Genomic DNA, 14514 nt, shown 5'->3' with positions numbered 1-14514 from the left:
CTAAATCACGTCAGCGCTGGCTGTTTTACGCGTATGACAGGATACGGAGGACGGTTGTGGCGCACGTCTTCGGTGAACGCACTCTGGCCACACTGGAGCGTCTTCTGAGCCTGCTGTCGGCCTTTGAGGTCGTGGTATGGATGACGGATGGCTGGCCGCTGTATGAATCACGCCTGAAGGGAAAGCTGCACGTTATCAGCAAGCGTTACACTCAGCGCATTGAGCGACATAATCTGAATCTGAGACAACATCTGGCAAGGCTGGGACGGAAGTCACTGTCGTTCTCAAAATCGGTGGAGCTGCATGACAAGGTCATCGGGCATTATCTGAACATAAAACACTATCAGTAAGTTGGAGTCATTACCCTATCGGAGAACATAATAACTTTTTAAAATGAGCGCTTTTTGATAGTTGTTAACGTTTTCCTTTACGATACTATCACTGCTTTTTTTATACACAAATATTACCGGGTGGAAATGAAAGGGAATTTAAAGGTAATTATATCAGGAAGATATAACGCATTATATTTATTGTGTGTAGAAGAAAATCCATTCCTGTTCTAATTATCCAATTTAAAAACCTTAGCATAAAACAGATGATGAATAAGGAATGTTATGTCAATTGACTTTACCCCAGGTATAATAAATACATATCACGGCGATATTTATAACTGCACAACAAATACCGATAATGTTAAAACGCCAGACACACCGAAGTGGCCTTGTGATAATTGGGAAGAACAACAACCCATTAATTCCACATTCTCTGGAGAAGGATACAACCCTGAACAATTTGATTTAGCGCAACAACAACTCCAACAAATTAATGCATGCCACACGAACACCACATATACAAATGCAGACTACTCAAAAGTTGTGGTTCAACTTGTAAGTCTTATTAATAACATTGAAACGATAAGTTCGACACCACTTACGCAACAGACACAATCAATACTTAATCAGATTAATAACATTAGATATGAAAAAAACAAAAGTGCTGAATGTCGAATCATTGTTGTCGCTAATCCTAAACCCGACAAGGCAATCATAACTAAAATTAGCGTAGAAGAGGGAATACCCATAACATTCAGTGTCCAAACCATGTTTTCAGATACTAATTTTATTGCTGAACAACGAGCTGACTTACCAACTAATATAAAAGATATTCAAAGCCTGTATCAAAAAATGACGAAGTTATATATTGAGCACAGTGAAAATAAAAACAGGATGAAAGTCTTTGCCGGAACCAACTTTATTGATTTCAATATGACAGGACAGAACCTTTCCGGGTTCGTTCTAACCTTGTCAAGGTTTTATTTCGAAGATCTACTTAATATAAATTTCACTGACGCAAATTTAGGTGACACTATTTTTTACATAAAGAACACCCTACCCCCCAAATTATATAAAGATGGACAATATCTTGACAAACAAATCGAAGGTTTATTTTCAACATTATTAACCATTAATGACAACTTTTTACGAGCAAAAGCGGAAATTGCTTCAACAATAATTAAATTTTTAGAGGCCAGGATAACCAATCTTTCATACAATGACATATTAAAATATCAGCAAGAATTCCAAAAACAATGTTATAAGCAAGTTAAAGCCTCTACGACACTCTCTCGATACAATAAAATTCAAACATGGGCAGAAATGTCTGAATATCAGTTCGAAGTATTTCAATTCGAGACGCTTAACCCAAAAAAAATGTCACACACGCCTTATTTAAAGAGGCCACTTCCTAATGAAAAAGATATAAATTATGGGGTGGAAATAGAAATACCATCTGGCAAAAGAATTCGCTTATCAAATCATTATCAGAATATAATACCATAATATTGATTATTAGCACTTTATAATTATTGAATAAAAATAGATTTTATGTAATTTTAAAACAAAGGATTATATTATGGGGCGATGGATACTTTATGCCACGCCCCAAAATCAATGGAATTGAACTAAACAAAAGGGATATAAACATCAGACAGGTTTACGTTACTATCAGGCATATCACCTCAGAATCAGATGAAAACTATAAAGAAATATCTATTATGGTTTTAATATTTGTTGATAAGGATAGTAACATGAACATGACAAAAGGTGCACTCATCCTCAGCCTTTCATTTTTGCTTGCCGCATGTAGTTCAATTCCGCAAAATATCAAAGGCAATAACCAACCTGATATTCAAAAAAGTTTTGTTGCTGTTCATAACCAGCCGGGGTTATATGTTGGTCAACAAGCGCGCTTTGGTGGGAAGGTTATCAACGTTATCAATGGCAAAACGGATACGTTGTTAGAAATCGCTGTATTACCGTTGGATAGCTATGCGAAACCTGATATTGAAGCCAACTATCAGGGCCGACTGCTCGCCAGACAAAGCGGCTTCCTTGACCCAGTGAACTATCGTAATCACTTTGTTACCATCCTCGGTACCATTCAGGGTGAACAACCTGGCTTTATCAATAAAGTCCCGTATAACTTCCTGGAAGTGAATATGCAGGGCATCCAGGTGTGGCATTTGAGAGAAGTGGTTAATACCACCTATAACCTATGGGATTACGGCTATGGTGCATTCTGGCCGGAACCGGGCTGGGGTGCGCCTTACTACACCAATGCGGTGAGTCAGGTAACACCTGAGCTGGTCAAATAACACCACCGAAAGATGCAGATGCTTTCTCAGCATCTGCATCGTGCATTACATAAAATTAATACACAGCAAGCTAACTATTATTATTATAAGCCCTGTCCTGTTAATTACCTTTGGCAAACTGATTATAAAATTAATGTCCGCACCAGGAGTCGGTTATGTTTCTTATAATTACCAGGGATACGATGTTCTTCACCGCGATGAAAAACATTTTGAGCAAAGGTAATGTCGTTCATATACAGAACGAAGAAGAGATCGACGGAATGTTGCATCAGAATGCCTTTGTCATTATTGATACATTAATGAATAATGTATTTCATTCTAATTTTCTCACTCAAATTGAACGATTAAAACCTGTCCATGTGATTATTTTCTCCCCCTTTAATATTAAACGCTGCCTGGGGAAAGTGCCGGTGACCTTTGTTCCGCGGACTATCACTATCATCGATTTTGTCGCACTCATCAATGGCAGTTACTGCTCTGTGCCTGAAGCGGCTGTGTCACTTTCGCGCAAGCAACATCAGGTTCTGAGCTGCATTGCGAATCAAATGACAACGGAGGATATTCTGGAGAAACTGAAAATAACGCTAAAAACGTTCTACTGCCATAAACACAATATCATGATGATCCTCAATCTTAAGCGGATCAATGAGCTGGTACGCCATCAGCATATTGATTATCTGGTGTGAATTTCAGGCTTACGGTGAGTCTGACTACGCTGCCACACAGATTAGCTAATTGAAACGCCTTTCACCCCTGCCATACCTTTTAATAATCGCAACAGATCTTCTATCGACGTTGTGGCATGAAGCTGGATATCAATGGCGACCACTTCATGATCTTCATTTTCCTGCAACGAAACTAAATCCGTTTTTATTTTTTGCTGCTTAAACCAGTCGAGCATTGATACCGTATTACCGTTCACTAATGTCAGCTGTAAATGGTAATTTTTGTTCATCAGGCGGAAGGTTAATTGATGGAAGACTTCCAGCACCAGCAAGGTCATCACTGAACCATACATACCCAATTCGTACATACCACTGCCAATAACCATACCTATAGCGGCGGTCATCCAGATATCCGCTGCCGTCGTCAAACCTACAATATTTTGGTTACGAACGAGAATGTTACCTGCACCGATAAACCCGACGCCCGTCACCACCTGAGCAGCAATACGGCTGGGGTCGAGTCCGACGTGATCTAAAGACAGCACGTCAGCAAAACCATATTTCGAAACAATCATAAACAGGGCGCTTCCCATGCCAATTAATACATGTGTGCGTAACCCTGCTCCTTTGCCTCGCATTTGCCTTTCCATGCCAATAGCGCCACAGGCAATTGCCGCGAGTATAAGACGTATAATAAATTCTGCTGTCATATAAAAATGCAAAAAGGAGCAGCAAGATGGCTCAACTTGCTACTCCTTTTTACTTGTACCTCATTAATTCGGCAAGTCATTAGATGCTTGATTTTTGAAGGTATACAAATTTTTCTGCGGGTTTTTCTTACAGTATTCGATCACTTTAGGAATTTGAGTGAGATCGGTTTCATTTAAAGTAACGGTATCGCCACCTTTATATACTGTTTCTTCATGCAGCATCCACCATGCAACCGGGGTCATTGCTTTTGGATTCAGATCAATAAATTCCTGGCAGGTCATATCTTTAGCGGATTCATTGGCTGCCAGCGCAGATTGTGCGTTCACCAGTGACAAAGCCGCTACAGCGCCCATAAAAATAAACGCTTTACGGAGAGATGAAATATTCATTTTGTAACCCATTCAATATATAGATTATATATGAACAGGAGGAATAGCTGCTTTTAAAGAAGATATTCCGGCCTGTTCAATATGCAAGGAAGTACGATGTAACGCATTCCCGGAATTACATATCTTTCTTAATTTTGTCCCATTCGCCTTTAACTTTATCTTTAAAGTTGGCTTGTTTATCCTGAGTACAAGCCTGAACGATAGCTGGGGTTACGGTTGCAATACCCTGAACATCTAAAACCGCATCTTCTGGTTTATCTTTGTTGTTCAGCGCTTCAGCAAAACCAACTGCAGTTGGCTGGAAGGATTCGTCCACAGCCAGGAAATCTTCACAGGTCCAGGAGTTGACCGGTTTTTTGTTATCAGCTGCTTTTTGCGCATCCGCTGCATTGCTCACAACTGGCAGAAGAAGCAGACCACCAAGAATAACGCCTAATACTTTTTTCATCGTAATATCCTCAACTATAAAGTGAAAGAGCCGTCACGAATCAATTTCGACACTGAGGTTATAACCTGGTTTTCTGTATATGTCATGTTGATGGAAAATATCAAAATCAGATATTTTTATTTCAATACAATGAGTTACAGATGCATCAGATACTGCAATTAGGAAATTTTTATTAAATCGACTGCATTCTTAGACGCGTTTTTGGCATAGATTGATAGCAGGGGATTTTCTTCTTAATTTTATAGGGTGGTTCTATGTTATATATAGATAAGGCAACAATTTTGAAGTTTGATCTGGAGATGCTTAAAAAACATCGCAGAGCAATCCAGTTTATTGCCGTGCTGCTGTTTATCGTCGGGTTGCTGTGTATCAGTTTCCCGTTCGTCTCTGGCGATATTTTAAGCACAGTAGTGGGTGCATTATTAATCTGCTCGGGTATTGCGCTTATTGTCGGGTTATTCAGCAACCGCAGTCATAATTTCTGGCCGGTATTATCCGGTTTCCTCGTCGCAGTCGCCTATTTATTGATCGGCTATTTCTTCATCCGCGCACCGGAGCTGGGCATTTTTGCCATTGCGGCATTTATTGCCGGTTTGTTCTGTGTTGCAGGGGTTATTCGCCTGATGAGTTGGTATCGTCAGCGTTCAATGAAAGGCAGCTGGCTACAGCTCGTTATTGGTGTGCTGGATATCGTCATTGCCTGGATATTCCTTGGTGCAACGCCGATGGTGTCTGTAACGCTGGTTTCCACACTGGTGGGAATTGAACTGATATTTAGCGCCGCCAGCCTGTTCAGCTTCGCCAGTTTGTTCGTTAAGCAGCAATAATTACCCCGGTTGTCACCCGGATCATAGTCACTTGATGTGACTATGATCCGATTAATACTCTCTCCGCTACGCAGTGTTGTAGATCAATTGCGCACTATCATTGAAATAATTACCTGCTAGTGATTATTTCAACCTACTGAATTTCATCTAATTTTTTTCACTCAATGGCAAATTAGCCATTTCAAACATTATCATGGCTGATATTTTCCGTAGTCAGGTTTAATGTTTTAAAAGTGCTGTGGGAAAGTGAACAAAGAGTTCCGTAAGCGTTGATGCTATGGGCGGTTAAATAAGTAATCCGGGTTCATTTTTTTGCAACTGGCGTTGATTACATTGCATAAATATCCGTGTCTCCAGACGCTATATAAAAACCTGAAGACATGAATGCGTTATTTACTCAGGTAATTTCAATGCGTTAAAAGAAAGCTGGCAATCCAATTGCCAGCTTAAGTCGAAACAAGGAGACTCGATATTTAAATCGGATTACATTTTAACTTTAGTAATATTCTTCAGAGATCACAAACTGGTTATTGATAACTTATTCTTGGGCAGTAATCCGCAAACGTTAACTTTTTGTTTACTATTTACAAGCTGATAACAACCAGGAATCTTACTTAGGATCAATATATGGAGTGCGTGATGGATAAATCTGAAGTATTGATTAGTGTTAATAGACGTATTAGTTCACGAAGGGTAAAGTTCTTATAGGCGTTTACTATATTGAACAACGATTCGGACAAGGATGTAAATAATGAAAAGGATGACATGTTCGAAACGATAACGGCTAAGGAGCAAGTTATGATTTTTCTCATGACGAAAGATTCTTTTCTTTTACAGGGCTTTTGGCAGTTGAAAGATAATCACGAAATGATAAAAATCAATTCCCTGTCAGAGATCAAAAAAGTAGGCAATAAACCCTTCAAGGTTATCATTGATACCTATCACAATCATATCCTTGATGAAGAAGCGATTAAATTTCTGGAGAAATTAGATGCCGAGAGAATTATTGTTTTGGCACCTTATCACATCAGTAAACTAAAAGCTAAAGCGCCTATTTATTTTGTTAGCCGCAAAGAAAGTATCAAAAATCTTCTTGAGATTACTTATGGTAAACACTTGCCCCATAAGAATTCACAATTATGTTTTTCACATAATCAGTTCAAAATTATGCAACTGATTCTGAAAAATAAAAATGAAAGCAATATCACGTTGACGCTCAATATTTCGCAACAAACATTAAAGATTCAGAAATTCAACATTATGTACAAGTTGAAACTAAGACGTATGAGCGACATCGTCACCCTGGGTATCACATCTTATTTTTAGTCAGGACATAAGCAACTGAAATTGATGGCTGGCATGACGAGGGATGCAGATGCTGATTTCATTACCCCCGGTGATTACTAAAGGAGAGGCTAAAACGACTTTATTCCCCTGGTATGTGTATCCACCAGTAGAACCCTTCGTTGCCCGAATGCTGGCAGGAACTGTTGGCAGAACGGCAACATTTTTTTTGTCGTTGACCTCACCATGTCGATCACTGTGCCTGTATCCCACCTTACTGGCTGACAACCCCACTATGCCGCTGGTCTGTAAATCCCTCATATCTCTCCTCGCGCGCAATTTAAAGAACCGTTATTTCTCAAGAATTTTCAGGGACTAAAATGAACAGAAGAAGAAAGCTGTTAATACCGTTGTTATTCTGCGGCGCGATGCTCACCGCCTGCGATGACAAATCGGCGGAAAACGCCGCCGCCATGACGTCTGAGGTCGGTGTCGTCACACTCTCCCCCGGTTCGGTCAATGTGTTGAGCGAATTGCCCGGTAGAACCGTTCCTTATGAAGTTGCCGAGATACGTCCCCAGGTGGGCGGTATTATCATTAAACGCAACTTTATCGAAGGCGATAAAGTGAACCAGGGCGATTCGCTGTATCAGATTGATCCTGCACCTTTACAGGCCGAGCTAAACTCCGCCAAAGGCTCGCTGGCGAAAGCGCTCTCTACCGCCAGCAATGCCCGCATCACCTTTAACCGCCAGGCATCGTTGCTGAAGACCAACTACGTTAGCCGTCAGGATTACGACACCGCGCGCACCCAGCTGAATGAAGCAGAAGCCAATGTCACCGTCGCCAAAGCGGCTGTTGAACAGGCGACGATCAATCTGCAATACGCGAATGTCACCTCGCCGATTACGGGCGTCAGCGGGAAATCGTCGGTGACCGTCGGCGCACTCGTTACCGCTAATCAGGCAGATTCGCTGGTTACCGTACAACGTCTGGACCCGATTTATGTCGATCTCACGCAGTCGGTGCAGGATTTCTTGCGCATGAAAGAAGAGGTCGCCAGTGGGCAAATCAAACAGGTTCAGGGCAGTACGCCAGTACAGCTCAATCTGGAAAATGGTAAACGCTACAGCCAGACCGGCACACTGAAATTCTCCGACCCGACGGTGGATGAAACCACGGGCTCCGTGACGTTACGGGCGATTTTCCCCAACCCAAATGGTGACTTGCTGCCTGGCATGTACGTCACGGCATTAGTGGATGAAGGTAGCCGCCAGAATGTATTACTGGTGCCGCAGGAAGGCGTCACCCACAACGCCCAGGGTAAAGCAACGGCGCTCATTCTGGATAAAGACGATGTTGTGCAGCTACGCGAAATTGAAGCCAGCAAAGCCATCGGCGACGAGTGGGTTGTCACCTCTGGCTTGCAGGCTGGCGATCGGGTGATCGTTTCCGGTTTGCAACGCATTCGTCCGGGTATCAAAGCACGAGCAATTTCCTCCAGCCAGGAAAACGCCAGCACCGAATCGAAACAATAACGTTGCAGGCTTAAGGGGACTTTCATGGCTAACTATTTTATTGATCGCCCGGTTTTTGCCTGGGTACTTGCCATTATTATGATGCTTGCAGGTGGTCTGGCGATCATGAACTTACCGGTTGCGCAGTATCCGCAGATTGCGCCACCGACCATTACCGTCAGCGCTACCTATCCAGGTGCCGATGCGCAAACGGTAGAAGACTCGGTCACTCAGGTGATTGAGCAAAATATGAATGGGCTTGATGGCCTGATGTACATGTCTTCAACCAGTGATGCGGCGGGTAATGCCTCTATCACTCTGACCTTCGAGACTGGGACATCTCCTGATATCGCACAGGTTCAGGTGCAAAATAAACTGCAACTCGCTATGCCTTCATTACCTGAAGCGGTGCAGCAGCAGGGGATTAGCGTTGATAAGTCGAGCAGTAATATTCTGATGGTAGCGGCGTTTATTTCTGATAACGGCAGCCTCAACCAGTACGATATCGCGGACTATGTAGCGTCTAATATCAAAGACCCGCTAAGCCGTACCGCGGGCGTTGGTAGCGTACAGCTCTTTGGTTCCGAGTACGCCATGCGTATCTGGCTGGACCCGCAAAAACTCAATAAATACAATCTGGTACCTTCCGATGTTATTTCCCAGATTAAGGTGCAAAACAACCAGATTTCCGGTGGTCAACTGGGTGGCATGCCACAGGCGGCAGACCAGCAACTAAACGCCTCGATCATTGTGCAGACGCGTCTGCAAACGCCGGAAGAATTTGGCAAAATCCTGTTGAAAGTTCAGCAAGATGGTTCGCAAGTGCTGCTGCGTGATGTCGCCCGCGTCGAACTTGGAGCGGAAGATTATTCCACCGTGGCGCGCTATAACGGCAAACCTGCTGCCGGGATCGCCATCAAACTGGCTACCGGAGCAAACGCCCTGGATACCTCGCGGGCAGTCAAAGAGGAGCTGAACCGCTTATCAGCCTATTTCCCCGCAAGTCTGAAGACGGTTTATCCTTACGACACCACGCCGTTTATCGAAATTTCTATTCAGGAAGTTTTTAAAACACTGGTTGAGGCTATCATCCTCGTCTTCCTGGTCATGTATCTGTTTTTGCAGAATTTCCGTGCCACAATCATCCCGACGATTGCCGTACCGGTGGTTATTCTCGGGACGTTTGCGATCTTGTCGGCGGTCGGTTTCACCATCAACACGTTAACTATGTTCGGGATGGTGCTGGCGATAGGGTTACTGGTGGATGACGCCATCGTGGTGGTGGAGAACGTCGAGCGTGTCATTGCGGAAGATAAGCTACCACCGAAGGAAGCGACGCATAAATCGATGGGGCAGATCCAACGTGCGCTGGTCGGTATTGCTGTTGTTCTTTCCGCAGTGTTTATGCCGATGGCCTTTATGAGCGGCGCAACCGGGGAGATCTACCGCCAGTTCTCCATCACGCTGATCTCCTCCATGCTGCTTTCAGTATTTGTGGCAATGAGCCTGACCCCTGCCCTGTGCGCCACCATTCTGAAAGCCGCGCCGGAAGGCGGTCACAAACCTAACGCCCTGTTCGCACGCTTCAACACGCTGTTTGAAAAATCAACTCAGCACTATACCGATAGCACCCGCTCGCTGTTGCGTTGTACCGGTCGCTACATGGTGGTCTACCTGCTGATTTGCGCCGGGATGGCGGTGCTGTTCCTGCGTACACCGACCTCTTTCTTACCAGAAGAGGATCAGGGGGTATTTATGACCACCGCGCAGTTACCTTCCGGTGCCACCATGGTTAACACCACGAAAGTGCTGCAACAGGTGACGGATTATTATCTTACAAAAGAGAAAGATAATGTTCAGTCGGTGTTTACCGTTGGCGGCTTTGGCTTCAGCGGCCAGGGGCAAAACAACGGCCTGGCGTTTATCAGTCTCAAGCCGTGGTCTGAACGTGTCGGTGAGGAAAACTCGGTTACCGCGATCATTCAGCGGGCAATGATTGCGTTAAGCAGTATCAATAAAGCCGTCGTCTTCCCGTTCAACTTACCCGCGGTGGCTGAACTGGGTACCGCGTCAGGTTTTGATATGGAACTGCTGGACAACGGTAACCTGGGGCACGAAAAACTAACCCAGGCACGAAACGAGCTGTTATCACTGGCAGCGCAATCGCCTGACCAGGTCACCGGGGTACGCCCGAACGGCCTGGAAGATACGCCGATGTTCAAAGTGAACGTCAACGCCGCGAAAGCTGAGGCAATGGGTGTGGCGCTGTCTGATATCAACCAGACAATTTCCACCGCCTTCGGCAGCAGCTACGTGAACGACTTCCTCAACCAGGGGCGGGTGAAAAAAGTGTATGTCCAGGCAGGCACGCCGTTCCGTATGTTGCCGGATAACATCAACCAATGGTATGTACGCAACGCCTCTGGCACGATGGCACCGCTTTCTGCCTACTCGTCTACCGAATGGACCTATGGTTCACCGCGATTGGAACGCTACAACGGCATCCCGTCAATGGAGATTTTAGGTGAAGCGGCGGCCGGGAAAAGTACCGGTGACGCTATGAAATTTATGGCAGACCTGGTCGCTAAACTTCCGGCAGGCGTCGGCTACTCATGGACCGGACTGTCGTATCAGGAAGCGTTATCCTCAAACCAGGCTCCTGCACTGTATGCCATTTCACTGGTCGTGGTGTTCCTCGCCCTCGCCGCACTCTATGAGAGCTGGTCAATTCCGTTCTCGGTGATGTTGGTTGTTCCGTTAGGCGTCGTTGGCGCATTACTGGCCACCGATCTGCGCGGCTTAAGTAATGACGTCTACTTCCAGGTTGGTTTGCTGACCACCATCGGGCTTTCCGCCAAGAACGCCATCCTGATTGTCGAATTTGCCGTTGAGATGATGCAGAAAGAAGGGAAAACGCCGATAGGGGCAATCATCGAAGCGGCGCGGATGCGTTTACGCCCAATCCTGATGACCTCTCTGGCCTTTATTCTCGGCGTGCTGCCGCTGGTTATCAGTCATGGTGCCGGTTCTGGCGCGCAAAACGCGGTAGGTACCGGCGTGATGGGCGGGATGTTTGCCGCAACAGTGCTGGCAATTTACTTCGTTCCGGTCTTTTTCGTTGTAGTGGAACATCTCTTTGCCCGCTTTAAAAAAGCGTAACGTGTAAATGAGAGTAAGGTTGAACGTGAAGGTTCAGCCTTACTCTTTCCTGCTAACCATTCACCACTCAACAACCAGCTAACCGTCAGGAATACCAGGCTTAGTACACAGCACTGAAAGTAGAAACCACTCCAGCCATTCGTCATCAATTTGAACAGCACAATACTGACCCACATTCCCGTAATCGTATGAATTGTCAGCTTAATAATCCCAAACATGCCGAGTCTTTTCCTCCTGAAAATACCTATACCGCCTGGCAAACTGCGAAAGAGAACTAGCCGGTAGCCCGGCAGAAATCATCAGGGAAGAGTTTCACATGAAGCAGGTGTGAGATCCTGACCAATATTCAAATGCAAAATATGTCAGGAAAAGGTACCTGGCGAATGTTGCGCAAACTGATGTGGCGTTACACCATAATATTGTCGAAATGTGTTTATAAAGTACGACGTACTGCTATAGCCACATTTTTCTGCAATAGTATGCAGAGGAATTTGACGTAACTCGAGTAATCGTCTGGCCATCGACATCCTGGAAGCGAGTAATATTTTACTGAAACAGGTATTTTCATCCTGCAACTTTTTTTTGATGAGACTCTCGCTGGTATACATTCTTTCCGCGATATCGCGCAGATACCAACGTTTGGCGATATCAAAGCTAATAAGGCGTTCAACTTTTCCTGAAACAGTGCTGATGCTATTGAAAAGTAAGGGGATCAGTTCTTTCTTATGAGAAAACATCGATAAACAGGAAAGGTAGAGCATATTGCTCAGTATCGGTGAATTTACCCCGGATTCATTGAAGCTATCAAAAATCGCCGTCACCAGCGGCATGGGGGGTGACTGGTTAATTAATAGACGGTCTTTGCTATGTAACCCTAAATTGCGTGGTAGCTGACGAATATTTTGTAAGTAATGGCAAACTGTCAGCTCATCGATATCCAGTCGTCGCGTATCCGGTGAACAAAACGCAAAATCGTCTGCCAAATTTTTCTCCAGCAGCACGATACTCTCGTTATGCAGCGATATTTTATGCTGTTCATGATAAATATCGAATGAACGACGAATGAGGATCACCGAGCAGACATGAGTCATGATTATCCCTTATATTTCATACTGCGATTATTTCAATTTCAGTATACTAATGAAATGTTGCCAGACTGTTTCTTAGCGCAAAAACTGCCAGATTTGGTAGGACCAAAATTTATCCACAAAGTAGTTTTGCATAACAGTTAATTGATAATAAGTAAATGCAGCACGAATATATTTTCGCACAGCGTATAGCTTATGTTTATAAAAAAATGGCTGATCTTATTTCCAGTAAAAGTTATATTTAACTTACTGAGAGCACAAAGTTTCCCGTGCCAACAGGGAGTGTTATAACGGTTTATTAGTCTGGAGACGGCAGACTATCCTCTTCCCGGTCCCCTATGCCGGGTTTTTTTTATGTCTGAGTAAAATTCTATAATCTTATTCCTTCCGCAGAACGGTCAGTGCCGTAAAAATTTCCTTGCGCAACAATACTTGCCGCCGAGTCACGGTTCGGCAATCCCTGCGCCGATCGCTCCTGATACTCTGTGGGCGTCATCCCATAATAATTTCGAAAGACGTAAATGAAGTACGACACGCTGTGATATCCACAGGACACTGCGACTCGCTTAATTGAAAAGCCATGTATAACAATAAGTTGCAAAGCACGTTGCATTCTACACTCAGTAAGCAACTGTGAATATGATGTCTCTTCTTCGCGCAATTTTTTCTTTAACAGGCTTGGACTCATCAACAGCTCGCTGGCGATTCGGGCTAGTGTCCACTCATGGGCGATATTATTATTGATAACCGTACAAACTCTTGTTCGCATGTTCGGTTGCAAAACGTTCAAAAGCAGCGGTATAAAGTGCTCATCCTCAAGAAAAACAGATAACAACGCAAAGATTAATGCTCTTTTACGTAGCATTTCTGCATAGCGAAGATTCTTATTCTGCGATAGTTGCGCAACTTCCTGAAAAACAGGAATATCTCTGCTACAGTGATGAACGAGTAATGAAGAAATTTTTTTATGTGCATGAAGATTTAATGCCTCCTCCTTGAGCATCGGCAGAAATAATGAAAGCGTATCCCTTGATACTAATACAAAATTTTCAACACACTTATCTACTCGAATTTGGCTTGCATCCGCAAAAACCAGGTCACCACCATTAAAATAGCGATATTCACCATTAACCATGGTGAGAATATATTTATGTCTTGCGTACGCAATTAGACAATTCCCATGTAATGATTGCATAGTTGACTTAATATTACATAAACATATTACTGTTAATTAATGTAGCACGCCGCCCTCTTAAGTCAAATTGATTGATAAATAAATTTAAACGAAGCGGGAGAACAGGATGATAATGTGTGATGTTCTACGGGCAGGATGACTGGATTTATAATACAAAAACGTGTTTAAGAACGCAGTGAAATTAATAGCAAGCAAATAATCCCTTTTCGTGACATTAAAGGCAATCGCTACATTTAATAAACATTCATATAACATATATCTTATCAACACGATGAATAGACAGCCAATATATTATTGCGATTAATAAGCAACCGAATGCCCAGCTGTTTTTTTAAAGGCTGGGCATTCGGTTTTTACAACGTTATGTTATCAGGTGTGTTTAAAGCTGTTCTGCTGGGCAATACCCTGCAGTTTCGGGTGATCGCTGAGATATTTCAGGGAGGCTTTGTAGTCTTCCAGCAACAGTTCAGCAAAGTCCCTTTCGAAGCCGCGACGACACATAATGCGCATCACCACGATGTCGGTGGCTTCACCGCCGAGAGTGAAGGCCGGAACCTGCCAGCCGCGCAGACGCAGAC

General features: G+C 43.9%; 13 protein-coding genes and 2 pseudogenes. 8 read left to right on the top strand and 7 right to left on the bottom strand.

All coding sequences use genetic code 11. The features are described from left to right. From BFF42_RS00075 to BFF42_RS00060, 4 genes and pseudogenes are all read left to right on the top strand, one after another. A pseudogene (locus tag BFF42_RS00075) lies at nt 1-350 on the top strand (IS1-like element IS1X2 family transposase); the annotation flags it as partial. 264 nt (nt 351-614) lie between these two features. Then, nucleotides 615-1838 carry a hypothetical protein gene (locus BFF42_RS00070; protein ID WP_000020619.1) on the top strand — a complete coding sequence of 408 codons (1224 nt, stop codon included), beginning with the start codon at nt 615-617 and terminating at the stop codon, nt 1836-1838. A gap of 248 nt (nt 1839-2086) precedes the next feature. After that, nucleotides 2087-2653: an outer membrane lipoprotein Slp gene (gene slp / locus BFF42_RS00065; RefSeq protein WP_001057453.1), complete on the top strand. Its 567-nt coding sequence runs from the start codon at nt 2087-2089 to the stop codon at nt 2651-2653. 155 nt (nt 2654-2808) lie between these two features. Continuing rightward, on the top strand, nt 2809-3339 hold the full coding sequence (locus BFF42_RS00060) for a helix-turn-helix transcriptional regulator (protein ID WP_000478610.1): 531 nt from the start codon (nt 2809-2811) through the stop codon (nt 3337-3339). Nucleotides 3340-3380: 41 nt separating this feature from the next. Here the strand turns inward: BFF42_RS00060 and BFF42_RS00055 are convergent, their stop codons facing one another. The 3 genes from BFF42_RS00055 to hdeA all read right to left on the bottom strand — a co-directional run bounded on the left by BFF42_RS00055 (nt 3381) and on the right by hdeA (nt 4866). Next, entirely contained in the window at nt 3381-4028 is a 648-nt protein-coding gene (locus tag BFF42_RS00055; protein ID WP_005039165.1) for an MgtC/SapB family protein, read from the bottom strand. 63 nt (nt 4029-4091) lie between these two features. After that, entirely contained in the window at nt 4092-4418 is a 327-nt protein-coding gene (gene hdeB, locus BFF42_RS00050) for an acid-activated periplasmic chaperone HdeB (protein ID WP_001298717.1), read from the bottom strand. 115 nt (nt 4419-4533) lie between these two features. After that, entirely contained in the window at nt 4534-4866 is a 333-nt protein-coding gene (gene hdeA, locus BFF42_RS00045; RefSeq protein ID WP_000756550.1) for an acid-activated periplasmic chaperone HdeA, read from the bottom strand. Nucleotides 4867-5120: 254 nt separating this feature from the next. Here hdeA and hdeD point away from each other — a divergent pair, with 254 nt between their 5' ends. Then, on the top strand, nt 5121-5693 hold the full coding sequence (gene hdeD, locus BFF42_RS00040) for an acid-resistance protein HdeD (protein WP_000965672.1): 573 nt from the start codon (nt 5121-5123) through the stop codon (nt 5691-5693). A 798-nt stretch (nt 5694-6491) separates the two neighbouring features. Then, nucleotides 6492-7019 carry an acid resistance transcriptional activator GadE gene (gene gadE / locus BFF42_RS00035; protein WP_004983620.1) on the top strand — a complete coding sequence of 176 codons (528 nt, stop codon included), beginning with the start codon at nt 6492-6494 and terminating at the stop codon, nt 7017-7019. Here the strand turns inward: gadE and BFF42_RS00030 are convergent, their stop codons facing one another. After that, nucleotides 7020-7298: a hypothetical protein gene (locus BFF42_RS00030; RefSeq protein ID WP_001205329.1), complete on the bottom strand. Its 279-nt coding sequence runs from the start codon at nt 7296-7298 to the stop codon at nt 7020-7022. A gap of 107 nt (nt 7299-7405) precedes the next feature. On the opposite strand from BFF42_RS00030, the gene mdtE reads away from it, so the two are divergent. Continuing rightward, nucleotides 7406-8515: a multidrug transporter subunit MdtE gene (gene mdtE / locus BFF42_RS00025; RefSeq protein WP_311732323.1), complete on the top strand. Its 1110-nt coding sequence runs from the start codon at nt 7406-7408 to the stop codon at nt 8513-8515. A gap of 24 nt (nt 8516-8539) precedes the next feature. Next, nucleotides 8540-11653 (top strand): multidrug efflux pump RND permease MdtF, encoded by a 3114-nt coding sequence (gene mdtF / locus BFF42_RS00020; protein WP_000024894.1) that lies wholly within the window; start codon nt 8540-8542, stop codon nt 11651-11653. 362 nt (nt 11654-12015) lie between these two features. Here mdtF and gadW read toward each other — a convergent pair whose 3' ends face one another. The 3 genes and pseudogenes from gadW to BFF42_RS00005 form a co-directional block, all read right to left on the bottom strand. Then, nucleotides 12016-12744, bottom strand: coding sequence for an acid resistance transcriptional activator GadW (gene gadW / locus BFF42_RS00015; protein WP_000149991.1), 729 nt, complete (start codon nt 12742-12744; stop codon nt 12016-12018). Nucleotides 12745-13111: 367 nt separating this feature from the next. Further along, complete coding sequence (gene gadX, locus BFF42_RS00010) at nt 13112-13936, bottom strand: acid resistance transcriptional activator GadX (protein WP_001191068.1); 825 nt, start codon at nt 13934-13936, stop codon at nt 13112-13114. A 369-nt stretch (nt 13937-14305) separates the two neighbouring features. Next, nucleotides 14306-14514: pseudogene (locus BFF42_RS00005) on the bottom strand (glutamate decarboxylase); the annotation flags it as partial.

Origin of the sequence: Shigella sp. FC1661 (assembly GCF_001712525.1) — a bacterium.
Classification (GTDB): domain Bacteria; phylum Pseudomonadota; class Gammaproteobacteria; order Enterobacterales; family Enterobacteriaceae; genus Escherichia; species Escherichia coli.
Note: the sequence above shows the minus strand (reverse complement) of the source record. Positions and strands in the feature narration are given on the sequence as shown.